Source organism: Achromobacter sp. SX5 (assembly GCF_056711425.1).
On record NZ_CM160041.1, the window covers coordinates 1,552,907 to 1,578,230 of the forward strand.

25 protein-coding genes are annotated in these 25,324 nt (G+C 67.7%); 16 read left to right on the forward strand and 9 right to left on the reverse strand.

What is annotated here, in order from left to right; genetic code table 11:
- Positions 1–10: 10 nt before the first annotated feature.
- The 4 genes from AC1M14_RS07305 to AC1M14_RS07320 form a co-directional block, all read right to left on the reverse strand.
- Entirely contained in the window at positions 11–376 is a 366-nt protein-coding gene (locus AC1M14_RS07305; protein WP_479731292.1) for a hypothetical protein, read from the reverse strand.
- Between the two features lie 68 nt (positions 377–444).
- Positions 445–783, reverse strand: a complete 339-nt coding sequence (fdx, locus tag AC1M14_RS07310; protein ID WP_102772752.1) for an ISC system 2Fe-2S type ferredoxin — start codon at positions 781–783, stop codon at positions 445–447.
- A gap of 23 nt (positions 784–806) precedes the next feature.
- Positions 807–1,280 (reverse strand): Cu(I)-responsive transcriptional regulator, encoded by a 474-nt coding sequence (gene cueR / locus AC1M14_RS07315; RefSeq protein ID WP_102772751.1) that lies wholly within the window; start codon positions 1,278–1,280, stop codon positions 807–809.
- 60 nt (positions 1,281–1,340) lie between these two features.
- Positions 1,341–2,354: a 2Fe-2S iron-sulfur cluster-binding protein gene (locus tag AC1M14_RS07320; protein WP_479731293.1), complete on the reverse strand. Its 1,014-nt coding sequence runs from the start codon at positions 2,352–2,354 to the stop codon at positions 1,341–1,343.
- A 206-nt stretch (positions 2,355–2,560) separates the two neighbouring features.
- Here AC1M14_RS07320 and AC1M14_RS07325 point away from each other — a divergent pair, with 206 nt between their 5' ends.
- The 3 genes from AC1M14_RS07325 to AC1M14_RS07335 are packed head-to-tail and all read left to right on the forward strand — an operon-like array spanning position 2,561 to position 8,449.
- Complete coding sequence (locus tag AC1M14_RS07325; RefSeq protein WP_102772749.1) at positions 2,561–3,736, forward strand: efflux RND transporter periplasmic adaptor subunit; 1,176 nt, start codon at positions 2,561–2,563, stop codon at positions 3,734–3,736.
- Positions 3,733–6,903 carry an efflux RND transporter permease subunit gene (locus tag AC1M14_RS07330; RefSeq protein WP_479731294.1) on the forward strand — a complete coding sequence of 1,057 codons (3,171 nt, stop codon included), beginning with the start codon at positions 3,733–3,735 and terminating at the stop codon, positions 6,901–6,903. Before AC1M14_RS07325 ends, AC1M14_RS07330 begins: the two co-directional genes overlap by 4 nt.
- Positions 6,904–6,925: 22 nt before the next feature.
- A complete protein-coding gene (locus AC1M14_RS07335) occupies positions 6,926–8,449 on the forward strand; it encodes an efflux transporter outer membrane subunit (RefSeq protein WP_479731295.1) in 1,524 nt (507 codons plus the stop codon).
- Here the strand turns inward: AC1M14_RS07335 and AC1M14_RS07340 are convergent.
- Positions 8,385–8,723 carry a hypothetical protein gene (locus AC1M14_RS07340; RefSeq protein WP_102772746.1) on the reverse strand — a complete coding sequence of 113 codons (339 nt, stop codon included), beginning with the start codon at positions 8,721–8,723 and terminating at the stop codon, positions 8,385–8,387. The two genes, AC1M14_RS07335 and AC1M14_RS07340, sit on opposite strands and share 65 nt — an antisense overlap.
- Positions 8,724–8,956: 233 nt before the next feature.
- Here AC1M14_RS07340 and AC1M14_RS07345 point away from each other — a divergent pair, with 233 nt between their 5' ends.
- The 7 genes from AC1M14_RS07345 (at position 8,957) to AC1M14_RS07375 (ending at position 15,895) form a co-directional block, all read left to right on the forward strand.
- The gene (locus AC1M14_RS07345; protein ID WP_102772745.1) at positions 8,957–9,556 is read left to right on the forward strand and encodes a cupin domain-containing protein; all 600 of its coding nucleotides are present in this window, start codon (positions 8,957–8,959) and stop codon (positions 9,554–9,556) included.
- A 29-nt stretch (positions 9,557–9,585) separates the two neighbouring features.
- A complete protein-coding gene (locus tag AC1M14_RS07350; protein WP_209166099.1) occupies positions 9,586–10,572 on the forward strand; it encodes a tripartite tricarboxylate transporter substrate binding protein in 987 nt (328 codons plus the stop codon).
- Between the two features lie 40 nt (positions 10,573–10,612).
- Positions 10,613–12,205 (forward strand): rhodanese-like domain-containing protein, encoded by a 1,593-nt coding sequence (locus tag AC1M14_RS07355; RefSeq protein ID WP_479731296.1) that lies wholly within the window; start codon positions 10,613–10,615, stop codon positions 12,203–12,205.
- 44 nt (positions 12,206–12,249) lie between these two features.
- A complete protein-coding gene (locus tag AC1M14_RS07360; protein WP_102772742.1) occupies positions 12,250–13,161 on the forward strand; it encodes a LysR family transcriptional regulator in 912 nt (303 codons plus the stop codon).
- A complete protein-coding gene (locus AC1M14_RS07365; RefSeq protein WP_479731297.1) occupies positions 13,158–14,864 on the forward strand; it encodes a thiamine pyrophosphate-requiring protein in 1,707 nt (568 codons plus the stop codon). Before AC1M14_RS07360 ends, AC1M14_RS07365 begins: the two co-directional genes overlap by 4 nt.
- Before the next feature lie 72 nt (positions 14,865–14,936).
- Complete coding sequence (locus tag AC1M14_RS07370) at positions 14,937–15,380, forward strand: VOC family protein (RefSeq protein WP_111827127.1); 444 nt, start codon at positions 14,937–14,939, stop codon at positions 15,378–15,380.
- Positions 15,377–15,895: an O-acetyl-ADP-ribose deacetylase gene (locus AC1M14_RS07375; RefSeq protein WP_102772739.1), complete on the forward strand. Its 519-nt coding sequence runs from the start codon at positions 15,377–15,379 to the stop codon at positions 15,893–15,895. Before AC1M14_RS07370 ends, AC1M14_RS07375 begins: the two co-directional genes overlap by 4 nt.
- On the opposite strand, the gene AC1M14_RS07380 is transcribed toward AC1M14_RS07375, so the two are convergent.
- Positions 15,862–16,872, reverse strand: a complete 1,011-nt coding sequence (locus AC1M14_RS07380; RefSeq protein WP_102772738.1) for a LysR family transcriptional regulator — start codon at positions 16,870–16,872, stop codon at positions 15,862–15,864. The two genes, AC1M14_RS07375 and AC1M14_RS07380, sit on opposite strands and share 34 nt — an antisense overlap.
- Positions 16,873–17,031: 159 nt before the next feature.
- Here AC1M14_RS07380 and AC1M14_RS07385 point away from each other — a divergent pair, with 159 nt between their 5' ends.
- The 6 genes from AC1M14_RS07385 to AC1M14_RS07410 are packed head-to-tail and all read left to right on the forward strand — an operon-like array spanning position 17,032 to position 22,978.
- Complete coding sequence (locus AC1M14_RS07385) at positions 17,032–17,901, forward strand: intradiol ring-cleavage dioxygenase (RefSeq protein WP_102772737.1); 870 nt, start codon at positions 17,032–17,034, stop codon at positions 17,899–17,901.
- A gap of 40 nt (positions 17,902–17,941) precedes the next feature.
- The gene (locus AC1M14_RS07390) at positions 17,942–18,244 is read left to right on the forward strand and encodes a YciI family protein (RefSeq protein WP_102772736.1); all 303 of its coding nucleotides are present in this window, start codon (positions 17,942–17,944) and stop codon (positions 18,242–18,244) included.
- Between the two features lie 5 nt (positions 18,245–18,249).
- Positions 18,250–19,959 (forward strand): GMC family oxidoreductase, encoded by a 1,710-nt coding sequence (locus AC1M14_RS07395; RefSeq protein WP_479731298.1) that lies wholly within the window; start codon positions 18,250–18,252, stop codon positions 19,957–19,959.
- A 10-nt stretch (positions 19,960–19,969) separates the two neighbouring features.
- Positions 19,970–21,112, forward strand: a complete 1,143-nt coding sequence (locus AC1M14_RS07400; protein ID WP_479731299.1) for an alpha/beta hydrolase family protein — start codon at positions 19,970–19,972, stop codon at positions 21,110–21,112.
- Between the two features lie 28 nt (positions 21,113–21,140).
- On the forward strand, positions 21,141–22,100 hold the full coding sequence (locus AC1M14_RS07405) for a Bug family tripartite tricarboxylate transporter substrate binding protein (protein ID WP_102772733.1): 960 nt from the start codon (positions 21,141–21,143) through the stop codon (positions 22,098–22,100).
- A 14-nt stretch (positions 22,101–22,114) separates the two neighbouring features.
- The gene (locus AC1M14_RS07410) at positions 22,115–22,978 is read left to right on the forward strand and encodes an NAD(P)-dependent oxidoreductase (protein ID WP_102772732.1); all 864 of its coding nucleotides are present in this window, start codon (positions 22,115–22,117) and stop codon (positions 22,976–22,978) included.
- A gap of 28 nt (positions 22,979–23,006) precedes the next feature.
- Here the strand turns inward: AC1M14_RS07410 and AC1M14_RS07415 are convergent, their stop codons facing one another.
- The 3 genes from AC1M14_RS07415 to AC1M14_RS07425 form a co-directional block, all read right to left on the reverse strand.
- Positions 23,007–23,570, reverse strand: coding sequence for a hypothetical protein (locus tag AC1M14_RS07415; protein WP_479731300.1), 564 nt, complete (start codon positions 23,568–23,570; stop codon positions 23,007–23,009).
- A 384-nt stretch (positions 23,571–23,954) separates the two neighbouring features.
- The gene (gene galU / locus AC1M14_RS07420; protein WP_479731301.1) at positions 23,955–24,788 is read right to left on the reverse strand and encodes a UTP--glucose-1-phosphate uridylyltransferase GalU; all 834 of its coding nucleotides are present in this window, start codon (positions 24,786–24,788) and stop codon (positions 23,955–23,957) included.
- Between the two features lie 90 nt (positions 24,789–24,878).
- A complete protein-coding gene (locus AC1M14_RS07425) occupies positions 24,879–25,232 on the reverse strand; it encodes a hypothetical protein (RefSeq protein WP_479731302.1) in 354 nt (117 codons plus the stop codon).
- Positions 25,233–25,324 lie beyond the last annotated feature (92 nt).

The following is a 25,324-nucleotide window of genomic DNA, read 5'->3' on the forward strand; positions in this document are numbered from 1 at the left end:
GCGCGCCGCGCTATCCCAGGCGCTTGAGGATGCGCGCCACGCGCGCGATGCCGCCGGTGCCGCTGGCCGCGCGGCCCACCAGCGCGGTGCCGGCCAGCGTGTACAGCACGCGGCGCAGCGGCGTGCGCCCGCGCATGCCGGCCAGCATCAGCCATGCGCCCAGGGCCAGCACGGCAAGGTGCTCGCCGGGCAGGCCGGGACGGGCGTCGTCGATCTCCTTGATGCGGCGCAGCAGGCGCGGCGATGCGCGCCCCGCGCCCGTGTCCTCGTCGGTGGCGTCGGCGGGTTCGATGTCCTCGTCCGGCACCTCGTGGTCCTGGGCGCGGCCGCTGGCGCGCGCGAAGCGGGGTAGGGGACGGGGGGCGGCGTTGGGCATGATGACACCTCGGGGCTGGCGGCGATCGGGGCCGATCCGTCGCGCTCAGCAAGCGCCGTGCCCGTGCGTCAGTGGTTCTCTTTGGCGTGGTTGATCGTGTACTTGGGAATTTCCACGGTCAGGTCCTCATGGGCCAGGATGGCCTGGCAGCTCAGGCGCGAGTGCGCCTCCAGCCCCCAGGCGCGGTCGAGCAGGTCGTCCTCGCAATCCTCGACCTCGTTGAGGGTGTCGTAGCCTTTGCGCACGATGCAGTGGCAGGTCGTGCAGGCGCAGCTCATGTCGCAGGCATGTTCTATTTCTATGCCGTTCGCCAGCAGGGCCTCGCAGACCGAAGTGCCGGCCGGCGCCTCCAGCACGGCGCCCTCGGGCGCCAGGTCGGCATGGGGTAGAACGGTGATCTTGGGCATATCGTGTTCCGGGAAGCTCGGTACTAGGATGCGCGCCTGGCCGGCGCATTGCCGCCGACGCGGCGCCGCACGGCGCCGGTGCGCGCCTCGGGCTCGCGCTCTTTGTCGTCGGGTTGCTGGAGCGTGTGCAGGATGGGGCAGTTGGGCCGCTCGTCGCCGGCGCAGCAGCGGATCAGCGCCTTCAGCGTTTCGGCGATCTGCCGCATGCTCTCGATGCGCCGGTCCAGTTCGGCCAGGTGCTGCTGGGCCAGGCGCTTGACATCGGCGCTCTGGCGCGACTGGTCGTGCCACAGGTCCAGCAGGTTGCTGGTTTCCGCCACCGAGAAGCCCAGGTCGCGGGCGCGGCGGATGAAGTGCAGCCGGTCGACGTCGGCCGGGGTATAGGCGCGGTAGCCGGAGTCGGTCCGGCCCACCGCGGGGATCAGGCCGATCTGCTCGTAATAGCGGATCATCTTGGCCGACACCTTGGATGCCTTGGATGCTGCGCCGATATTCATGGCTGTCTTCCTCGATCTGTGTAAGGTGGACCCAGCCTAAGGCTTGCCATTGTGGGAAGGTCAAGCCGCCGAGGTTTCGGGCGTGTAGAACACGTCGGCGTGCATGTCCTGCGCGCCCAGCCCGCGCGAGCAGGCCATCTGCATCGCCGCCTCCACCATCGTCGGCGGACCGGCCACATAGGCTTTCCAGCCGCGCAGGTCCGGCAGGTCGTCGGCCGCGGCCCGCGTCACGAAACCGACGCGATGCGTGTCCGAGCGCGCCTCGGACAGCACGGGAATGAAGACCAGGTTGCGGTGCCGGCGAACCAGCGCCTCGAAGTGGTCCAGCAGGTACAGGTCCTGTTGCGCGCGCGCGCCGAAGTAGACGTGGATGGCCTGCTGCATGCCGTGCGCCAGCGCGGTCTCGACGATGGACTTGATGGGCGCCAGCCCCGAACCGCCGGCGATGCACAGCATCGGGCCGCGATGGCAGGCGCGCAGATGCGACGCGCCGCGCGGCGCCTGGAGCGCGACGCGGTCGCCGGCCCTGACGGCGGTATGCAGGTGGCTCGATACCACGCCGCCGGGGACCCGGCGTATGTGGAATTCCAGCTCCGGCTCGCCCGGCCGGTTGGCCATCGAATAGCTGCGCGCGGGCAGTTGCCCGAACCGGATGTCGGCATATTGCCCGGCGGCGAAATCGGGCGCGGCGCCATCGGGCCGCACGCGCAGGCGCTTGATGTCGTGCGTCAGGTCGTCGAGCGCGACGATGGTCGCCTCGAACGCCTGCGCCGGCGCGGCCGCGGCCTCGTCATCGTCTCCGAGCCAGGCCACGGCCACGTCGGTCCTCGGCACTGCCCGGCACGCCAGGATGAAGCCGCCGGCCCGTTCCTCGTCGGTCAGCGCAAAGCGCGTGTGCTGCAGCATGTCGACCTCGCCTTCGATCAGGCGGGTCTTGCAGCTGCCGCAGCGGCCCGAGCGGCAGCCGTGCGGATAGCACACGCCATGCTGCAAGGCGGCCTCGAGTATGGTCTGTCCTTCCTGGGCCGGCAGGCGGATGCGCGCCTGCCGGATATCTATGGTCTTGATGCTCATGCCCGGGCTGCTCCCTGTGCTTCGGGTTGGTGTCGTATGGTGCGGCCCAATCTATTCCTTCCAACGATCGCAAGGTCAAACAAGCCCCTTCAGTTCGTAGGGGCCAGGCTTGACCTTCCCGTCGTTGTAATGCCTAGCCTTGCCTCAAATTTTTTGCAGAGCTGCTTCGGAAGGGCCGAAGTCCTGCTGCATAGAAGGGGCACTCCATGCGTCGAAAATTCAAGATTGCTGTGATGGCGGGCGTGATCGCCGCGGCCGGGGCCGCCGCGTTCGCGGCTCGCGACGTTTCCGGCGAAACGCCGCCGGCCGCCGCGCCCGCGGGCCCGCAGGTGCCGGTGGCCGAGGTCATCGAGCGCATCATTACGCCCTCGACCGAGTTCACCGGATTCCTGGCCGCGCCCGAGACGGTCGAACTGCGTTCGCGCGTGGGCGGCACGGTGGAGGCGGTGAGCGTCCCCGAAGGCAGCATGGTGCGCAAGGGCCAGATGCTGTTCCAGATCGACCCGCGTCCGTTCCAGGTCGCGCTGGATACCGCCACCGCGCAATTGCGCCAGGCCGAGGTGCTGGCCACGCAGGCCAAGGCCGATCTGGACCGCGCCCAGCGCCTGGTGTCCACCGGCGCGGTGTCGCGCAAGACCTATGACGACGCCGTCTCGGCGCGCAGCGCCCGGCTGGCCCAGGTGCAGGTGGCCAAGGCCGCCGTCGCCGCGGCGCGGCTCGACCTGTCCTACGCGCACATCACCGCGCCGATTTCCGGGCGCATAGATCGGGTGCTGGTGACCGCGGGCAACCTGGTCAGCGGCGGCGGGGCCGGCGGCGCCACGCTGTTGACCACCATCGTGTCGATCGACCCGGTGCACGTGTATTTCGACATCGACGAGGCGACCTATCTCACCGCCGTCAGGCAGGCCCGGCCCGACGCCGCCGGCGGCAAGCCTACGCTGCCCGTCGCTGTCGGCCTGACCACGGACAAGGGCTTCCCCTACCAGGGCATGCTGGACTTCGTGGGCAACCAGGTCGACCGCGGCACCGGCACGATACGCGCGCGCGCCGTGGTGCCGAACCCGGACGGCCAGCTGGCGCCGGGCCTGTTCGCGCGTGCGCGGCTGGCCACCGGCGAGGAGCGGCCGGCCATCCTGGTCGACGATCTGGCCGTGGGCACCGACCAGGGCAAGAACTACGTGCTCGTCGTGGGCGAGAACAACCAGGCGCAGTACCGCGCGGTCGAGCTGGGCCGCGTGGTGGACGGTCTGCGCGTCATCGAGACCGGCCTGCAGGCAGGCGAAAAAATCATCATCAAAGGGCTGGTGCGTCCCGGCATGACCGTCACGCCGCGCCTGGTGCCGATGCAGACGGTCGCCGTCGCGGAGGCGCGTCCATGAAGTTTCCCCACTTCTTCATCGCAAGGCCGATCTTCGCCATCGTCCTGTCGCTGCTCATGCTGCTGGCCGGCGCCATCGCCTTCTGGCAATTGCCGCTGAGCGAATACCCGGCGGTCACGCCGCCCACGGTGCAGGTCACGGCCAGCTATCCCGGCGCAAATCCGCAGGTGATCGCCGACACCGTCGCCGCCCCGCTGGAGCAGGTGATCAACGGGGTCGAGGGCATGCTGTACATGAACTCGCAGATGGCGACCGACGGCCAGATGGTGCTGACCATCGCATTCAAGCAGGGCACCGACCCCGACATGGCGCAGATCCAGGTGCAGAACCGGGTCTCGCGCGCCTTGCCGCGCCTGCCGGAGGAAGTGCAGCGCATCGGCGTGGTGACGCAAAAGACCTCGCCCGACGTGCTGATGGTGGTGCACCTGGTCTCGCCGGAAAAGCGCTACGACTCGCTCTACCTGTCGAACTTCGCCATCCGCCAGGTGCGCGACGAACTGGCGCGCCTGCCCGGCGTGAACGACGTGCTGGTCTGGGGCGCCGGGGAATATTCCATGCGCGTCTGGCTGGACCCGTCGCGCGTCGCCACGCGCGGGCTGACCGCCAGCGACGTGGTCGCGGCGCTGCGCGAACAGAACGTGCAGGTGGCGGCCGGTTCGGTGGGGCAGCAGCCCGACACCTCGTCCGCCTTCCAGGTCACCGTCAACACGCTGGGCCGGCTGGCCAGCGCCGAACAGTTCGGCGACATCGTGGTCAAGACCGGCGCCGACGGCCAGGTCACCCGCCTGCGCGACGTGGCCCGCGTATCGCTGGGCGCCGACGCCTATACGCTGCGCAGCCTGCTCAACGGCGAATCGGCCCCGGCTCTGCAGATCATCCAGAGTCCCGGCGCCAACGCCATCGACGTCTCGAACGCGGTGCGCGCCAAGATGCAGGAGCTGCAGCAGGGTTTTCCGCAGGACGTGGAATACCGCATCGCCTACGACCCCACGGTGTTCGTGCGGGCCTCGCTGCAATCGGTGGCCATCACGCTGCTGGAAGCCATCGTCCTGGTCGTGGTGGTGGTGGTGCTGTTCCTGCAGACCTGGCGCGCGTCCATCATTCCGCTGGTGGCGGTGCCGGTGTCGCTGGTGGGCACCTTCGCGCTGATGCACCTCTTTGGCTTCTCGCTGAACACGCTGTCGCTGTTCGGCCTGGTGCTGTCCATAGGCATCGTGGTGGACGACGCCATCGTGGTGGTCGAGAACGTGGAGCGTCACATGGCCCTGGGCGAGCCGCCCAGGCAGGCCGCGATCAAGGCCATGGACGAGGTCACCGGCCCCATCATCGCCATCACCTCGGTGCTGGCGGCGGTGTTCATTCCCTCGGCCTTCCTGTCGGGGCTGCAAGGCGAGTTCTACCGCCAGTTCGCGCTGACCATCGCCATTTCCACCATCCTGTCGGCCATCAATTCGCTGACGCTGTCGCCGGCGCTGGCCGCCATCCTGCTCAAGCCGCACCACGAGGCGGCCCGGTCCGACGCGCTCACGCGCGTCATGGACCGGCTGCTGGGCGGCTTTTTCCGGCGCTTCAACCGCTTTTTCGACCGCGCGTCCAACGGCTACGTCGGCGCCGTGCGCCGGGCGGTGCGCGGCAGCGCCATCGTGCTGATGCTGTACGGCGGCTTCGTCGGCCTGACCTGGCTGGGCTTTCACCAGGTGCCCAACGGCTTCGTGCCGGCCCAGGACAAGTACTTCCTGGTCGGCATCGCCCAGTTGCCCAGCGGCGCCTCGCTGGACCGCACCGAGGCCGTGGTCAGGCAGATGTCGGAGATCGCGCTGGCCGAGCCCGGCGTGGAAAGCGTGGTGGCGTTCCCGGGCCTGTCGGTCAACGGCCCGGTCAACGTGCCCAACTCGGCGCTGATGTTCGCCATGCTCAAGCCCTTCGCCGAGCGCACGGACGCGTCGCTGTCGGCCAATGCCATCGCCGGCAAGCTGATGGGCAAGTTCAGCCAGATCCCCGACGGCTTCGTCGGCATCTTCCCGCCGCCGCCGGTGCCGGGACTGGGCGCGATGGGCGGCTTCAAGCTGCAGATCGAGGACCGCGCCGGCCTGGGCTTCGAGGCGCTGGTGAAGGCGCAGGGAGAGATCATGGCCAAGGCCATGCAGACGCCCGAGCTGGCCAACATGCTGGCCAGCTTCCAGACCAACGCGCCGCAACTGCAGGTGGACATCGACCGGGTCAAGGCCAAGTCCCTGGGCGTATCGCTGACCGACGTGTTCGAAACCCTGCAGATCAACCTGGGTTCGCTCTACGTCAACGACTTCAACCGTTTCGGGCGGACCTACCGCGTCATGGCGCAGGCCGACGCGCCGTTCCGGATGCAGGCCGACGACATCGGCCTGCTCAAGGTGCGCAACGCCGCCGGCGACATGATCCCGCTCAGCGCCTTCGTGACGCTGACGCGCGGCTCCGGGCCGGACCGCGTCATTCGCTACAACGGCTTTCCGTCGGCCGACATCAGCGGCGGGCCGGCGCCGGGCTACTCCTCGGGCCAGGCCACCGACGCGATCGAACGCATCGTGCGCGAGACCCTGCCCGAAGGGATGATCTACGAGTGGACCGACCTGGTCTACCAGGAGAAGCAGGCCGGCAATTCGGCGCTGTACATCTTCCCGCTGGCGGTGCTGCTGGCCTTCCTGATCCTGGCGGCCCAGTACAACAGCTGGTCGCTGCCTTTCGCCGTGCTGCTGATCGCGCCGATGGCGCTGCTGTCGGCCATCGGCGGCGTGTGGATCTCGGGCGGAGACAACAACATCTTCACCCAGATCGGCTTCGTGGTGCTGGTGGGCCTGGCCGCCAAGAACGCCATCCTGATCGTGGAGTTCGCGCGCACGCAGGAAGAAGCGGGCGCCGACCCGCTGGCCGCGGTGCTGGAAGCCGCGCGGCTGCGCCTGCGTCCCATCCTGATGACCTCGCTGGCCTTCATCGCCGGCGTGGTGCCGCTGGTGCTGGCCAGCGGCGCCGGCGCCGAAATGCGCCACGCCATGGGCATCGCGGTATTCGCCGGCATGCTGGGCGTGACGCTGTTCGGCCTGCTGCTCACGCCGGTGTTCTACGTCGTCGTGCGCAAGCTGGCGCTGCGCCGCGAAGCGCGCCGCGCCGCCGCCGCAAGCCAGCATGCATAACGGTCACCAGGACATACGAACCATGAACACGACTTTCGCCCCTTTGCGCCCGGCCCGCATGCTGGCCTCGCTGACGCTGGCGGCGGCGCTGGCCGGCTGCACCCTCGCGCCGCGCTACGAACGCCCGGCCGCGCCCATTGGCACGGCCTATCCGTCGGACCCCGCGCATCCCGCGCCCGAGGCCGGACAGCCCTTCGATGCGGCCGTCGCCGACATGGGCTGGCGCGATTTCTTCCGCGACCCGCTGCTGCACCGGCTGATCGAGATCTCGCTGGACAACAACCGCGACCTGCGGCGCGCGGCCCTCAACGTCGAGGCGGCGCAGGCGCTCTACCGCATCCAGCGCGCCGAAATGCTGCCCGGCCTGGACGTCGCCGCCAGCGGCGCTTCGGAGCGCGTGCCGGCCGGACTCAGCTCCACCGATTCCGCCTACGTGTCCCGGCGCTACGACGTGGCCGGCGTCACGGCCGCCTGGGAAATCGACCTGTGGGGCCGTATCCGCAGCCTCAGCGACCAGGCCCTGGCCACCTACCTGGCGCTGGACGAAACGCGCATCGCCACCCAGATGAGCCTGGTGTCCGAAGTCGCCAGCGCCTACCTCACGCTGCGCGCCGACCAGGAACTGCTGCGCCTGACCAACGACACCCTGGCCACGCAGCAGCGCTCCTTCGATCTGACCGCGCAATTGGTGGAGGCCGGCAACTCCACCCGGCTCGACCTGCGCATGGCCGAGATCGCCCTGCGCAACGCCGAGGCCAACCACGCCGCCTATACCCGCCAGGCCGCCCGCGACCGCAACGCCCTGGTGCTGCTGCTGGGCCAGCCCCTGACGCCCGAGCTGTCGCGCCAGCTGGACGAGGCCGCCGCGCTGCCCGACGGCATCGTGCCCACCGACCTGCCCGCAGGGCTGCCGTCGGCGCTGCTGACGCGCCGGCCCGACATCCGCGCCGCCGAGCAGATGCTGCGCGGCGCCAACGCCAATATCGGCGCGGCGCGCGCCGCTTTCCTGCCGGCCATCAGCCTGACCGGTTCGGCCGGCACGGCCAGCGCCACACTGGACGGCCTGTTCGATTCGGGCACGCGCGCCTGGAGCTTCCTGCCGCGCATCACGCTGCCCATCTTCCGCGGCGGCGCGCTGCTGGCCAATCTCGACGTGGCGCACGTGCAGAAGCGCATCGAGATCGCCAACTACGAAAAAGCCATCCAGGCGGCCTTCCGGGAAGTAGCCGACGCGCTCGCGGGCAAGCGCACGCTGGACGAGCAGATCCGCTCCGAACAGCTGTCGGTGGCCGCCAGCCGCGACGCCTACGCACTGGCCGAGCAACGTTTCAGGGAGGGCCAGGACGACTATCTGGCCCTGCTCGAAATCCACCGCACCCTGTACGGCGCCCAGCAGGTCCTGGTGCGTACGCGCCTGACGCGGCTGACCAATCTCATCGACCTGTACAAGGCGCTGGGGGGAGGGTGGACGGAGAACACAGTCAGGGCTGGCGCTCAGGCCTCGCTGTCCGCAGGCGAGGCCGTTGCCACGCGCCCGATCCGCTGAGGACCGGACCTTCTCGCCACGACAGATTCTGCACGACCCAGACGCCGCCGGCGCGGTCCGTCCAGATGATGCGGGCGTCGGTGCCGTCCAGCGCGCGCAGCGGGCCGCCGGCCGGCGCATCGGGCAGCATCGCCGCAGCCGTCGCGCCGGCGTCATCGCGCAGGGTGAACAGATTGGCCAGGGCCGCGCCGCCCAGCGCCAACGCCAGCACCAGCAGACCGCCGGCGCGGCGCATGCGGCGCGCGGATGCGTTCGGGGTATGGGCAGTGTCCATGGATCGCTCCAGGTTCTTTTGGCCGGATCAGTCCGGCAAGCGCCGTGCCCGAGGCCGCATCGAATCCCGCTTTCAATTGCGCATGACCCGTCTGAATTGTTTTGAATAGTATGACTTGACGGAATAGTGCTTAAGCAAATCGGAAATTGACAGAATACCTGTGCAATATCAATCTTCAATCCATGGAGTTTTCGTAATGCATTGATTTTTCACTGCTCCCAAAGGAGACAACCATGCGTGAACCCACGCCCGAATTGGTGGCGCGCCGCCGCAAACTGGTCGCAGAAACCATGGCCCGCGTCAACGCCATAGAAAAGGAACATGGACAGACGCGCCAGGCGCTGGAGGCAATCAAGAACGAATTGATTTCGCTGGCCAAGGAAAGCGACGTCTTCGTGACCACGGAGTTCAAGCCCGCCAAGCGCGGCACGTTCAAGGATTTTGTCGCCTACCGCCTGAACGAGGAAAACGGCAGCGGCCGCGCCTTATATCTGTCGCTGGCGCTGCCCGGAAAATCCAGCCCTCCGCATAACCACAAGAACTGGGCGGTGCTGGCCGGCATGGTGGGCGCCGAAGAAAACCGGCTGTATGAAGTCGACGGTTCCGGCGGGTTCCGGCAAAAGGAATCCATCATGGTGGGGCCGGGCGTGGGCGTCGCCCTGATGGGCGAGGACATTCACAGCATCCACGTGCAGGGCGTGGGCGACGAGCCGGTATGGCAACTGCGCTTTTACGAGCGCCCGCTGGAAGACCAGGTGGACCGGGAGCAGTTCGATCCCAGCACCGGAAAACGGCAGATCTTCCCGCCGAATCCGAACGTGAAGCCGACCTGACAATAAAAACCGCTGGAAGGGGACAAAAAATGAAACGACGTGAACTCTTGAGTCTCTGTGGTAAATCCGCGATTGCATTAGGCTGCGCCGGCCTGCCGGGGATCTTGCTAGCCCAGCGTCGTTTCCCCGCGAAGGCGCTCACCTACATCGTGGCGTACACGCCGGGCTCGGCCAACGACATCCTGGTGCGAATTCTGGCCCCGGAGCTCGGCCAGCAGCTCGGGCAGAGCATCATCGTGGACAACAAGCCGGGCGCGGGGGGCAGCATAGGCATGGCGGCGGTGGCCCAGGCCCGGCCCGACGGCTACACGCTCGGACTGGGATCGACCGCCACCATGGCGATCAACCGCGCGCTCTACAAGAATCTGCCCTATGACCCGCTGCGCGACTTCGAGTCGGTGGTGAAGTTCGCCTCCACGCCGAACGTGCTGGTGGTTCCGGCCGCCAGCCCGGTAAAGACGGTGAAGGACCTGAAGCCGCGCGGCGGCAAATCGCTGATGTTCAGTTCGCCCGGCAACGGCACGACCCAGCATCTGGCCGGCGTGATGTTCAGCAGCGAGGCCAAGCTCGCCACGGAGCACATCCCTTACCGCGGCCCGGCGGAATCCGTGATGGCGGTGGTCTCGGGCGAGGTCGATTTTTCGATGGCGTCGCTGCCTTCGGCCCTGGCCCAGATCAAGGCGGGACGGCTGCGGGTGCTGGGCTGCACGTCGCTCAAGGCGCCTTCCAGCCTGCCCGATGCGCAGCCGCTGGCCGAGCAGGGACTGCCGGGCTTCGAACGCACCGAGGTGTGGTTCGGGCTGGTGGTTCCGTCCAGCACGCCCAAGGACGCGGTGCAGGTGCTGGAGCAGGCGTCGGTCCGCACCCTGGCCTCCGCCCGCATTCGCGAGCAACTGGAGCAGGCGGGATACCAGCCGGCCGATCCGAAGTCGGAGGGGAAGTTCGATCCCTTCGTGCGCGAGCAGGTGGCGTTCTGGGCGGATCTGGTGAAGCGGGCCGGCGCGTCGATCGACTGACCGCCGGCCGTCAACGAGACAAGTGGGCAAGGGGAATGGAATGGTTGAGGAATCCGTCAGCGCTGCGTGGCTGAAGCAGTGCCTGGAGAGCGGCGCGGAGTGCGCCGTGATCGATCCGAGAGAGGAGGGGGCGCATTCGGTGTCGCCGCATTTGTTCCACGCGGTGAATCTTCCGCTGTCGCAGCTGGAACTGCGCGCGCCCAGGTTGTTCCCCCGCCGCGACGTGCCCATCGTCGTGGCCGGCGGCGGCGACGAGCTGGACCGGCGCGCGCAGCGACGGCTGCGCGAGCTCGGCTATACGGGGGCGGTGTTGCTCGAAGGCGGCTCGCCGGCCTGGGGCGAATTGGGGCTGCCGCTGTTCACCGGCTTCAACACGGCCAGCAAGGCGTTCGGCGAGTATGTCGAGCATGGCTGCGGCACGCCGTCGATTTCGGCCGACGAGCTGCGCGCCATGCTGGCGGCCGGGCGCCGGGTGGTGATCATGGACAGCCGCACGCCCGCCGAGCACCGGCGCGCCACCATACCGGGTTCGGTGAGCACGCCGGGCGCGGAGCTGGTGCTGCGCTACGCGGAACTGGCGCAGGACACGGAGACGACGCTGGTGGTCAATTGCGCCGGCCGCACGCGCAGCATCATCGGCGCGCAGTCGCTGATCAACGCGGGCGTGCCCAACCCGGTTTACGCCCTGCGCAACGGCACGATGGGCTGGTCGCTGGCCGGCCATCAGGTCGAGACGCAATCGTCGCGCCGCGCGCCGGAGCCGGGCGCCGGAACGCTGGACGTGGCGCGCCGGCGGGCCGCGGCCATACGCGAGCGCTTTCGCATCGGCGAGATCGACGCGGCCGCCTACCAGCGCCAGCGCGACGGCGGCCAGCGGTCCGTCTACCTGTTCGACGTGCGGTCGCAGGAAGAATTCGAGGCCGGGCATCTGCCGCAGGCGGTCCATGCGCCCGGCGGCCAGCTGGTGCAGGCAACCGACACCTATGTGGCGGTGCGCAACGCCCGCATCGTGCTGTACGACCCCCACGGCGTGCGCGACGTGATGACGGCGTCCTGGCTGCGCCAGATGGGGCACGACGATGTGCTCACCCTGCGCGCCGACACTGTGGACGCCGCAGGCCTGGTCCGCGGTCCGCAGGCGCAGATCGTCGTGGGGCTGGACGGCGTCCAGCCTCGCTGGCTGACTCCCGCCGAGGCAGCGCGCGGCCTGGGTGAATACGAAATCATCGACCTGGGCAGCTACCGGGATTACCGGGCCGGGCATCTGCCGGGCGCGCGCTGGCTGACCCGCTCCAGGCTGGCCGATGCCCTGCGGCCGCTGCCGCCGGGCCGCCCGCTGCTGCTGGTATCGCCGGACGGGGTGCTGGCGGAGCTCGGCTATGCCGACGTGGCCGGCCAGACCGACCGGGACGTCCATGTGCTGCAGGGCGGCATGACGCGTTGGCGGATGGAGGGCCTGCCGCTGGAAGAGGGCGATGGCCGTCCCTTGCATGAACCCGACGACGCGTTCGTGAAGCCGTTCGAGGCCAAGGACCGCGAGGCTGCGATGCGCGCCTACCTGGGGTGGGAAGTGGGCCTGCTTGATGCGGTGCAGCACCATCCCGCCGTGCATTTCAACTTGTATAAGGCCTGAGCCTCTGATAGAGCTTTCTCTACCTACAGGAGGAGAAAGACAAAATGAATCTCAGGCAGATCGAAGCGTTTCTGGCGGTAGTCGACCTGGGCACGGTCACGCGCGCGGCCGAGTCCATGTACGTGACGCAGTCGGCCGTGAGCCGGCTGCTCGCCCGCCTTGAGCGGGAGGTGGGATTCCAGTTGTTCGACCGGCGCCAGGGCGTGATGGTGCCGACGGCCGAAGCCCGGGCGCTGCACGTCGAGGCCATGCGTTCGTTCATCGGATTGAAGGACATCCAGCTCGCGGCGCAGCGCATCGCGCAGATCGGCAGCGGCACCTTGAAGATCTGCGTCATGAACTCGCTGCAGCAGGGCGCCTTGCCCAAACTGGTCACGGCGTTCATGCGCGAGTATCCGGACATTACGGTGATGTTCGACGTGCAGCGGCATTACGACGTGGTGTATGCGGTATCGCGCGGCAGCGCCGAAATCGGTTTCGCGACGCTGCCGGTGGACCATCCGGACATCGAGTCGTTGCCGATCGCGCGCACCCCGGCGGTGTGCCTGCTGCCGGCCGGCCATCCGCTGGCGGCGCTGGACACGATAGGGCCGGCCGACTTGCAGGGGGTCGATTTCATCAATGTGCCGCGCAAGCGCTTCAACGATCGCATCACGCGGGTGCATGACCGGATCACGCGCATTCTGGACGCCCATGGGGTGCGGCCGCGGGTGCGCGTGGAGGCGGGCACCATGCTCGCCGCCATGGCGCTGGTGGAGGCCGGCGCCGGGGCTTTCGTAGTCGATGCCTTCACCCTGGGGGCGGTGCGCGACGCGAACGTCGTTATCCGGCCTTTCCATCCGGAGGTCATCGTCGAGGTTGGGGCGCTGTATTCGAGCTCTCAGCCGCTTTCCATCCTGGCATCCCGATTCCTGGACTACTGCCGGGCATTTCAACAAGAGACAGAGACAACATGAACGCTTCCCTGCCCGCAGCGGCATCCCAGACGACCGATACCCGTCCTCCTTCCGACCGCAAGGCAGTCGATGAGGTGGCCCGCATACTGAAGGCGGAAAACACCGAACTGCTGTTCTGCTTTCCGATCAATTCGCTCATCGACGCCGCCGCCGCGGCGGGCATACGCCCGGTCGTCGCGCGGACCGAGCGCGCCGTGGTCGGTATGGCCGACGGATACGCCCGGGCCAGCCTGGGCGAGCGGGTGGGGGTGTGCGCGGTGCAGTACGGGCCGGGATGCGAAAACGCCTTCGGCGCGATGGCTCAGGCCTATTCCGACTCATCGCCGGTGCTGATGCTGCCGGGCGGGGTGAACGAGGCGCGCACGGACGTGCGCCCCAATTTCGAAACGGTCAAGCACTACCAGAACATCACCAAGTGGGTGGCGCGCGTCAACCGTCCGGACCGCGTGGGCGAAATGCTGCGGCGCGCCTATACCGGCCTGCGCAACGGCCGGCGCGGCCCGGTGGCGCTGGAGTTGCCCATGGACGTGATGGAACAGCCCATCGGCGCGTCGGCGTCGCGGCATGCGCCGGTCCGGGCCGTACGCACGCTGTGCGACCCGGACCTGGTGCGCGAGGCCTGCCGCCAGCTGCTGGCCGCCGAACGGCCGGTACTGCATGCGGGCGCCGGCGTGCTGCAATCGCAGGCCACGCCCGAACTCGTGGAACTGGCCGAACTGCTGTCGATTCCCACGATGACGACGCTGTCCGGCAAAAGCGGCTTTCCGGAGACCCATCCCCTGGCGCTGGGCAGCGGCGGCATGGCCTGGCCGGCGACGGTCACGCATGCGCTGTGCCACGCGGACCTGCTTTTTGGCATCGGCGCGAGCCTGACCAAATCGGTTTTCGCGGCGCCGCTGCCGGCGGGAAGGCGGGCCATCCAGCTGGCGATCGACGAGTCCGACCTGAACAAGGACTATCCGCTGGACTGCGCCCTGCTCGGAGATGCCAGGCTCGTGTTGCGCCAGATGATAGACATGCTCAAGACCAAGTTCGGCGTGCGGCCGGACACGGACCGGACGGCCAGGATAGGCGCCGAGCTCGAGGCCGTCCGCCAGGCATGGCTGCGGAACTGGCATGACAAGCTGACCTCGGACTCGACGCCGATCAATCCGTACCGCGTGGTGCACGATCTTCAGATCGCGTGGGCCGAGCGCGACGTCATCATCACCCACGACGCGGGCAGCCCGCGCGACCAGCTGAGTCCGTTCTACCGCAGCCGCCGGCCGGGAGAATACATGGGCTGGGGGCGCTCGACCCACCTGGGCTACAGCCTGCCGCTTGCGCTCGGGGCCAAGATGGCGCGGCCCGACGCGCTGGTGGCGCACCTGCTGGGCGACGCCGCCTTCGGCGAATGCGCCATGGACCTGGAAACGGCCGTGCGCAACCGGATCGGCACGGTGACGCTGCTCATGAACAACGGCTGCATGGGCGGTTATGACAAGCACATGCCGCTTTCGAGCGAGACGCACCGCACCCGCTACCTGTCAGGCGACTACGAAATGATCGCGCGGGGCCTGGGCGCCTGGACGGCGCGCATCGAGGACCCGGCCACTCTGATCGAAACGCTCAGGGAGGCCGCGAGAGTGGCCGACACGGGACGCCCGGCCGTTCTGGAAATCATGACGGCCGAGGAAAAGGCCTTGTCGCAGGAAGCCCCGTAGCATCGCTTGCGCCGGTCGTCTGTCCGGGATGGTATTTTCATTCCTGGGGTGCGTTGCCCCAGGAGAACAATCATGCCGGTATTTCAGATCAAGCGCCTGGACCACGTCGTCCTCAGGGTTCGGGACCTGGCGCGCAGCGTGGACTTCTATACGAAGGTGCTGGGCTGTTCCATCAAGAAGAGGAACGATAAATACGCCATGATCCATCTGGGCGCCGGCGGGTCCATGATCGATCTGGTCGACGCGCAAGGCCCCCTGGGGGCCGCCGGCGGCGCCGCCCCGGGGAAAGAAGGACGCAATGTCGACCACTTCTGCCTGCGGGTCGATCCGTTCGACGAAACCGCCATCCTGGCGCATCTGCACGCTTTCGGAATCGCCGCGGACAAGGCGGTGATGCGATACGGCGCGGAAGGAGACGGGCTTTCGATCTATTGCCTCGATCCCGACGGGAATCAAATCGAGCTGAAGGGCCCCGCGGTCCAGGCCCCGCGTATCGGATCAGGAGCAAGCACATGAGCACAAGCCTGCGTGCCATCCTGGCGGATATCACGAAGCTCCACGTGGAAGCCATCGTCAACGCCGCCAACACTTCATTGCTTGGTGGCGGCGGGGTCGATGGCGCGATACATCGCGCCGCGGGGCCGGATTTGCTGGAGGAGTGTAGAAAGCTCGGCGGTTGCAAGACCGGCGATGCGAAGGTCACCCAAGCCTATCGCCTTCCCGCGCGATGCATCATTCACACGGTCGGCCCGGTATGGCGAGGCGGAGATGGCGGGGAACCGGCATTGCTGGCCAGCTGCTATCGCCGCTGCATCGAACTGGCGCAGGCACGCGCCATCGCTTCGATCGCGTTTCCCTGCATCAGCACCGGCGTATACGGCTATCCCATCGAGCCGGCGTCGGAGATCGCCGTCCAGAGCGTCCGTGATAGCCTGGCGCGGGATTCGTCCATACAGGAGGTCGTGTTCTGCTGCTTTTCGCAGGAAGACCTGCGTCACTATGAGCGTATATTGAGCGGGCCCTTGGCGTAGGTATGAGACTTTGCGCAGATGGATTCGGGCAGGATCGGTCGGCGGGTCCCCGCGCCGTGGTCGAACGCCGTCCATTTGCGCTGGTAGTCCATGCGCTCGAAGTGGGCGACCAGGAAGTCGATAAAGGTCCGCACCTTGGCTGACATGTGCCGCCGGCTCTGGAACGCGATGTTGACGGCCAGCTGCGGCAGATCCCAATCGTCCAGCACCGAGACAAGCCGCCCCGCCACCAGGTCCTCGTAGAGGATGTACTTGGGTTGCACCAGGATGCCCATACCGCTGAGCGCCGCGGCGCGCAGCACCTGGCCGTCGTTCGATTCAAGCAGGCCTTGCACGCGCAGGCTGCGCGTTTCCTCGCCCCGGCGAAAGTTGAGCTCGTTAGGGCTGTTGGCATAGGTGTAGAGCAGGAGCGGGCGGCTCGCCAGATCCTCGATAGCTCCGGGCGCGCCGTAAGCGTCGAGGTACCCGGGCGACGCCGCAAGAATGCGGCGCGTGGCCGCCAGACGCCGGATGGTGACGCTGGAATCGCGTTCGAACTCGCGGGTGCGGATCGCGACGTCGATGTTGTTGTCGATCAGGTCGTGGTACCGGTTGGACACTTCGACGACCACCCGCACGTTCGGATAGCGGGCGGTGTACTCCTTGAGCAGCGGCGCGATGTGCTGCACCGAAAACGATAGCGAGGCCGTGACGCGCAAAGTGCCCGTGGGGTTGAGCACCGTGGCGCTGGCCGCCGCCTCGGCGTCCTTGATGTCGGCCAGCACGCTCTTGCAGCTTTGGTAGAAGCGTTCGCCGGCCTCCGTCAGGCAGAGACCGCGCGTGCCGCGCCGCATCAGCCGGGCGCCGATTCTGGCCTCCAGCGACGCCAGGTGCCGGCTTGCCGCCGCGTTCGACATGTTCAACGATTCCGCGGCGCGCGACAGGCTGCCACGTTCGGAGGCCTGCACCAGCAGTTCCATTTCAGTCCAACGATCCATTAGCGTCTCCAAGTCGCCGCTCGTATGGCGGCGTTGCTGATGCGTGCCCTAGGGGAAACCCTGATTTTTCCGGTGAGCGGAAAACGCATTTACGGCAATTCGATTGCGTTAATTTGGTCAAGTGTACAAAATTGACGCCAGGACTCAACGGAGACGAGAGTGAGAAATCTCGACGAAGACAACATCACGCGGGCAGTCATCGGCATGCACGCCGACGCGGCCAACCCGCGGCTGCGCGAAATCATGACCGGCCTCGTGCAGCATCTGCATGCCTTCGCCCGCGACGTGGCGCTGACCGAAGACGAATGGTTCGAGGGTATCCGCTTTCTGACCGAAGTCGGCCATATCACCAACGGGACGCGTCAGGAGTTCATCCTGTTGTCGGACACGCTGGGCCTGTCCATGCTGGTGACCGCGCTGAACAACAAGAAGCCCAAGGGCTGCACCGAGGCGACCGTGTTCGGTCCTTTCCATGTCGAGGATTCCCCGCGCGTCGAGCTTGGCGGCGACGTGGCCAATGGCGCGCCTGGCGAGCCCTGTTACGTGCGCGGCACGGTCGTGGGCCTGGATGGCCGTCCGGTGCCGAACGCCGAGTTGCAAGTCTGGCAGGCCGACGAGGCCGGCTTTTACGACGTGCAATACGGAGACGGCGCGCCGCAGCGCGCCCGCGCCACGTTGCAGGCGGACGAGCAGGGGGGATTTCACTTCAAGACCATCCGCGCCGAGGCCTATCCGATCCCGCACGACGGCCCGGTGGGCAGGTTGCTGGAGGCGCTGGGACGCCACCCGTGGCGGCCGGCGCACCTGCATTTCATGATCACCGCGCCCGGCTACGAACGGCTGATCACCCATGTGTTCCGCAATGGCGACCGTTACCTGGACTCGGATGCCGTCTTCGGCGTGCGGTCCTCGCTCATCGCGGACTGGATCGAACACCCGCCCGGCCCGGCCCCGGACGGTTCGCGTAGCGAAGTGCCGTTCTACACGCTGGATTTCCGCTTTGTGCTGAATCCGGCGCCGGCCGCGTGAACGCGCCGCCGCGGACATCCACCCAAACCAGGAGAGCTTCTTGATCTTCGCATTCCACTTGATCGACCGCCCGGGTTCCGCCGAACTGCGCCAGCGCGTGCGTCCCGAACACAAGACCTATCTGGCGGCGGTGGCCGACCGGATCGCGTTTGCCGGCCCCCTGACCAAAGACGATGGCCAGACCATGCTGGGCAGCCTGCTCGTGATCGACTTCGAGGACCGGGCCGCGGCCGAGCGCTGGATGGCCGAAGAACCGTTCACCAAGGCCGGTCTGTATGCGACGGCGTCGGTGCTGCCCTTCGTCAACCTGTGGCCGCAGAAGACGGGCTTTCCCCCGGCCTGAAAACCATGGCGAGCGCAGATATGGACTACGACTTCCTGATCGTCGGAGGCGGTTCGGCGGGGGCGGTCCTGGCCGCGCGCTTGTCGGAAAACCCCCGGCATCGAGTGCTGCTGGTCGAGGCCGGGCCCGATGTCGCGCCGGGGCGGGTTCCGGACGATATTCGAGACCCGTTTCCGACCGCCACGCTCAATCCGGATTACTTCTGGGCCGGCCTGAACGCGGCGAACACGCAGGACGGACCCCCCGCGCCCTACCCGCAGGCCCGCGTGCTGGGCGGCGGCTCCAGCATCAACGGCATGTTCGCGCTGCGCGGCGTGCCTTCGGACTACGCGCACTGGGCGCGGGCCGGCGCGGGTGATTTTTCCTGGGACGCGGTGCTGCCTTATTTCCGCCGTATTGAAAACGACCGCGACCGTCCGGGCCCGCAATGCGGCCCGCACGCCATCGAGCGTACTCCCATGACGAAGTGGCCGGCGTTCGCCCGCGCCATGGCGCAGGCCGCACAAGGCGAGGGCTTGCCCTTCGTCTCCGACATCAATGCGCAGCCGGGCGACGGCTTCTTCGCCATGCCGAACGCCATCGATCGGGAGGAGCGGGTCGGTGTGGCCGGCTGCTATCTGTCCGAGGCGGTACGCGCCCGGCCCAACCTGAAGATCATGCCGGACACGCAGGTGGCCAGGTTGCGCCTGAGCCAGGGGCAGGTGACCGGCGTGGATGCGCGGCATGGCGGCCAGCCGCTGGAACTGACGGCGCGCAAGGTGATCGTGGCTGCGGGGGGCATCCATGCGCCGGCGATCCTGTTGCGCTCGGGGATTGGACCGGCGGTCGAGCTGGAGCGCCTGGGCGTGCCGGTGGCGCTGGATCGTCCGGGCGTCGGGCGCAATCTGCAGAACCACCCATACTTGTTCTTCGCGCTGAGCCTGCCCAGGGGCAAGCGCATGGCGGCGGACGTCAGGCGCTTCGCCGTCGCCGGGCTGCGCGCGTCGTCCGGCATGCCGGGCGTGGACGGCGGCGACCTTTTCAACTTCGTGATCGGGCGGGTCAGCGGCGCGGCGTTCGGGCCCGGTTTCGCGTTGGTGGGCAGCGCACTGTACGGGCCGCGGTCGCGCGGATTCGTCCGGCTCAAGAGCGCCGATCCGCTTGCGCAGCCCGACGTGAACTTCCGTTTTCTGTCCGATCCGGCCGATCCTCCGCGCCTGGTGCAGGCCGCGCGCCGGGCCGAACGCTTGCTGCGCGCGCCCGAAGTCGCCGCGCACTACCACGAAGCATTCCTGCTGCCCGGGGCCCTGGCCGTGAAGCAGTTCAACCGTCCGGGCCTGGCCGGCCGCGCGTTGTCGCTGGCGGCGCAAGCGGCGGCCAGCGCGCCCGGGCCGTTGCGGCGCATGATCTTCAGCAGGGCATTCGGCAGCGGCGCGCCGGTGGCTTATGCCGGCGGCGGACGCCAGATCGCGGACGCCGAGATCCTGTCGTCCATCTCTCCGATGGGGCATCCCGTCGGCACTTGCGCCATGGGAAGGGAGACGGACCCGATGGCGGTCGTGGATCCGAACTTCCGCGTGCACGGGATTGGCAATCTTTACGTCGCCGATGCCTCGGTCATGCCCCGCATCCCCAGCGCCAACACCAACCTGCCCACGCTGATGCTGGCCGAAATGGCCGCCGAGCGCATCGGGCTGGAAGAGGCGGCCTATGCGCCGTCCGCGATTCATTCATAAGGACTTTCCAATGCTCGAATACTTCAAGGTTTACTCGTGGAATCTGGCGCTCTCCATGGCGCTCGATGCGGGCGCGAACATGGACGAGGTCGATCGCGCCTGCCGCGCATTGCGGCACGTCGATGACGATCAGCAGCACGCCAACGACTTCTTCCAGGCCTGGGCCGATGGCGGCGCGAAGCTGGCGCGCGCGGCGGCCGCCGACGAAGCGGCGGGCAACCTGCTGTCGGCGGGAGAAAAGTACCGTCGCGCCTGCGTCATGTACATCACGGGCGAACGCATCCCCGCCCATGACTACGCCCCGCGCCTGGCGGCCTACGACGAACTGCTGCGCACGTTCGCCAAGTACATCGAGTGCGCAGGCGTCACGTGCGAGAAAGTCAAGGTGCCCTACGGCGATTCGTTCCTGCCCGCCCTGATGGTCTCGGTGGGAAGCGACCGGTCGCCGGCGCCGTGCATCGTGCATTTCAACGGCCTGGACGGCGTAAAGGAGTACCTGTATCTGTGCGGCCTGCCCGCCATGCTGGCGCAGCGCGGCGTGTCCATCCTGCTGGTCGACAACCCCGGGGTGGGCGAGGCGCTGCGCAAGAACAGGCTCTACAACGCGCCGGAGGCCGAGCTGCCCGCCGGCGCCTGCGTCGACTTTCTGGAAACCCGGCCCGACGTGGACAAGCGCCGCATCGGCATGATGGCCTTGAGCCTGGGCGGCTACCATGCTCCGCGTGCCGCCGCGTTCGAGCCGCGCTTCGCATGCTGCGTGGCCTGGGGTGCGAATTACGACTGGGGCAAGCGCTTCCGTGCCCGTATCGAGGGCACGTACTCGGCGCAGAAGTCGGTGCCGCACTACTTCGAACACGTGAAGTGGGTGCTGGGACAGCAGCGCATCGAGGACTGCCTGGCGATCACCGACCGCTTCACATTGGAAGGCGTGCTGGACCGGGTCCGCGTGCCCGTCTACATCACCCACGGCGCCGACGACCGCCAGATTCCCGTGGCCGACGCCATCCGGACCTACGACGAGTGCGTGAACGCGCCCGAGCGCGAACTGCGCATTTTCTCGGCCGAAGAGGGCGGCGAACAGCATTGCAGCATCGGCAACATGAGCCTGGCGACGAACGCCATGGCCGACTGGATTGCCCGCGTCCTGAAATAAATCCGTGATCGATGAGAGGAGACCCACCATGTTGAAAATCATTTCCCGCATGTTCGCGCTGGCGGCGCTGGCCGCAGCGATACTGCCCGCAGCGGCGCACGCCGAGTCCAATCTCACCCGGATCATCGTGCCGGTGGGCGCGGGTAATCCATTCGATTCGTCGGCCCGCGCGCTGGCCGAAGGCATGGCCAAGGTCAGCGGCAAGAGCGTGATCGTCGAGAACAAGGCCGGCGCCGGCGGACGCATCGCCACCACCGAAGTGGCCCGCGCCGCGCCGGACGGCGCGACCCTGCTGTTCACCACGGCCGGCCATGCCACCAACGCGGGCCTGTACAAGAACCTGCCGTACGACCCGGTCAAGGACTTCACGCCCATCACCATCGTGAGCAAGTCGTCCGGCTTCGTCCTGCTGGTTCAGGCGGACTCGCCTTACAAGACCGTCCAGGACCTGATCGCCGCGGCCAAGGCGCGGCCCAACCAGATCAGCTACGGCTCGTTCGGCATAGGCAACACCACCCATGTGATCGGCGCGCTGTTCGCCCGCGCGGCCGATCTGAAGCTGTTGCATGTGCCGTACAAATCGCCCGTATCCGACTTCCTGGGCGGTCACGTGAACATGGTCTTCATGGGCGCGTCCACGGCGCTGCCCCTGATCAAGGATGGGCGCGTGCGCGCCCTGGCGATCTCGTCGGAAGCGCCGGACCCCAACTTCCCCGGGGTTCCCACCTTTCGCGAACTGGGCTACGAGGACGTGGACGTGCCGGCATGGTCCGGCGTGCTGGCCCCGCGCGGCATGCCGCCCGAGCAGGCGCAGGCCCTGTACAAGCAATTTTCCGAAGCGGCCAGACAACCCGTGTTCCAGGACTACCTCAAGCTGAGCCAGGCCCAACTGGTGCTGATGACGCCGGAGCAGTTCGCCAAGGCCCTGGAAGCCGACGTCGCGCGCTTCCGCAAGGTGCTGCCCGAGCTGGGCATCGAAGCCGAGTGAGGGAGACGCGCGCCATGAAGATTCATCTGATCGGGGCCGGAAAAATGGGCCTGCCGATGGGCAAACATCTGGCGGCGGCGGGCCATGCCCTGAGCGTCGAGGACCTGGACGCCAGCCGACTGCAAGCGGCCGTCGCGCTGGGCATGACGGCGGCGCAGGGGGCGGCGGCGATGGCGGGGGCCGAGGTGCTGCTGTCATCGCTGCCGCATGACGGCGCCTTTTGGCAGGTGGCGCAGGACGTGGCGCGCCTTGCCCGGCCCGGAGCCCTATACATCGACACCAGCACGGTCTCGCCCGAGATGTCCGCCCGCGTGGCCGGGCTGCTGCGCGAAAGCCAGATCGTCTATTTGCGCGCCGCCGTGTCCGGCAACAACGTCATGGCCGAGGCTGCGCAGTTGACGCTGCTGGTGTCGGGCCCGCGGGACGCCTACGAGCGCATGCTGCCGCTCTTCAAGCTGTTCGGCCCAGGCCAATACTGGCTGGGAGAGGCCGAAGAGGCGCGGCTCATGAAGCTGGTGGTCAACCTGATGATCGCGCAGACCAGCGCCATGCTGGCCGAGTCGCTCGCCCTGGGCGCCAAGGGCGGCCTGCGCTGGGAAGACATGTGGGAAGTGCTGACCCACAGCGCGGTGGCGTCTCCCATTCTCAAGGCGAAGTCCGCCCAATTGGTGACGCGGGACTACAGCCCCACCTTCACCGTGTCCCAGATGGCCAAGGACGTAAAGCTGATCCTGGCCGAGGCCGAGCGCCTGCAGGTGGCGCTGCCGCAGACCGCGATGACGTTGCAGTCCCTGCAGTCGGCGGCGGCGCACGGAGATGCGGACGCGGACTACGCGGCCGTCATCCGTTGCGCGCAACGGGCGGCCGGCCTGGCGTAGCGCGGCCTCAAGCGACCGTCGAGGCCGGTCAGGGCGAAGGTGGAACCAGCGCCTTGAACCCCGCGCTGAAGAAAGGCAGCATTCTCTTGAACGCGGCCTCTACGTCGCTGGCCTTGATCAGGCCGGCCGACAGGTTCTCCACGCGGCCCGGTTCCGCGACGATGGAGACCATGCCGCCCACCATGAGGCTGAACGCGTAGTAAAGGTCCTTCTGCGGCATGGTGGGGAAGGTGCGCTCCAGCTCGTCCAGGTACTGCCGCGCGACCGGGTCGTAGTGCTGGTCGATGACTTGGGCGAACTCCGGCGAGTTCGCGTGCCGTGCGATGAACAGCGAATAGTTCTTCCAGCCCTTGCCGCCCGCCGCGCTGCGCTCCACGAACGGCCACACATAGCCCGAGACGATGTCTTCCACGGGCACCGGCTTGCCCCGGGCCGCGGCTCGGGCCCGGGCCGCGTCCAGGGCCTGGATGCGTTCTTGCGCCATATAGGCCGCGCGCCGCTTGATGACTGTGCTGAACAGCACGTCCTTGGTGCCGAAGTGGTAGGTCACCAGCGCAATCCCGCAGCCCATGGCCACGGCCACATCGCGCATGGACGTCCCGTGGAATCCATGGGCGGCAAACAGTGCTTCCGCTGCGTCCAGCATGCGCTCGCGCGTCTCATCGCCGTCGCGCCGGGCGTTTGCCCGTGCAACGCCAGGCTGGCGTGCGGGGGAGGGTTTTTTGCGGGGAGATTTGCGTGGTGCGGGATTCGCCGCCATTGTCGGGCAAGCCAGTGTGTATTTTCCGAGTCTGCTAGAGAGTCTACTGGACTATGCGCCCAAAATCTTGCGGAACGCGCTTCGACTTGAACAAGGACTACCCGCTGGACTTCGCCCCGCTGGGAGATGCCAGGCTCGTGTTGCGCCAGATGATGGACATGTTCAAGACGTAGCCTCGCTTGGGCCTGCTCTTCCACCCGGCCGCCGTCCGCGGCGTCAGCCCAGCCCGTGGTACTTGCGCCCGATCTCCATGGTGGCCCGGTAAAAGCCTTCCTTGCTGCCGCAGTCGTAGCGCGTGCCCTCGTATTCGTAGCCGAAGACCTTGCGCGACCGCAGCAGCGCGGCGATGGCGTCCGTGAGCTGGATCTCGCCGCCGACGCCGGCCTGCGTGGCTTCGAGAATGCCGAAGATCTCGGGCTCGAGAATGTAGCGCCCGACCACCGCCAGGTCGGTCGGGGCGTCTTCGGGGCTGGGTTTTTCGACGACGCCGCTCAGCCGCATCACGCCCTGCGCTTTCGGGCTGCCGGACACGATTCCGTACTGGGCCGAATTGGCCTTGGGGATCTGCTGGACCGCCACGACGCTGCCGCCGTATTCCCGCGCCACCTTCGTCATTTCGCCGATGACGGGGGCGTCGGCGTCGATCATGTCGTCGGCCAGGAGCACCGCGAACGGCTCCGCGCCCACCAGCGACGCCGCGCAGAGCACGGCGTGGCCCAGGCCCAGGGCGGCGGGCTGGCGTGTATAGACGCATTTGACGCTGTCGGGGACGACGTTGCGCACGCTTTGGAGCAAGGCATTCTTGTTTTTCAGTTCCAGGTCGCGTTCCAGTTCGGGCACGCGGTCGAAATGGTCCTCGATGGCGCGCTTGTTGCGGCCGGTGACGAAGATCAGTTCATTGATGCCGGACGCGATCGCTTCTTCGACCGCGTACTGGATGAGAGGCCGGTCCACGATGGGCAGCATCTCTTTCGGCATGGCTTTGGTGGCGGGTAGAAAACGGGTGCCCAGCCCCGCAACAGGGAATACGGCTTTTCTGATCGGATGCATGCAATGCCCCTTTTTTGTTGGTTGCCCTGACTGAGAGGGCGACGCGCACGCCGATAGCAATCGACGTACCCGGCCGGCGGCTGGCGGCGCTCAACGCTGGTCCGCCGTGCCGCCCGAGCCCGAGGATGCGCCGGAGCCGGGCGAGCCGCCCTGGCCGGTCGAACCCGTGGTCGCGCCGGAGGAACCCTGGCTGCCGCGCGCGTCCGTGCCGCCTTGCTCGGCGCGGTCGCGCCCGCGCGTGGATTGCTCGGAGGATCGCGCGGGAGGTAATTTTTTCCGTTCCTGCTCGGTTTTCCCTTCGCCGCGCTGGCGCTTGCCGGTATCGCCGTCGGCGAAGGAGGGCGGCCGTTCCTTCGGCGGGGGGCCCGCGGGGGCGGCCAGCGCGGCCGATCCTCCCAGCACGAGCATGGCTGTCGCGAATAAAGTGGCGGATCTGGCTGACATGGGATCTCCTGCGCGGGTATTGCGTGTTGCCAGTGCAAATGCCGTGCCGGGCCCGACGCTTGCTGTAGCCGTCGCGAGTCCAAGCAGGAGCA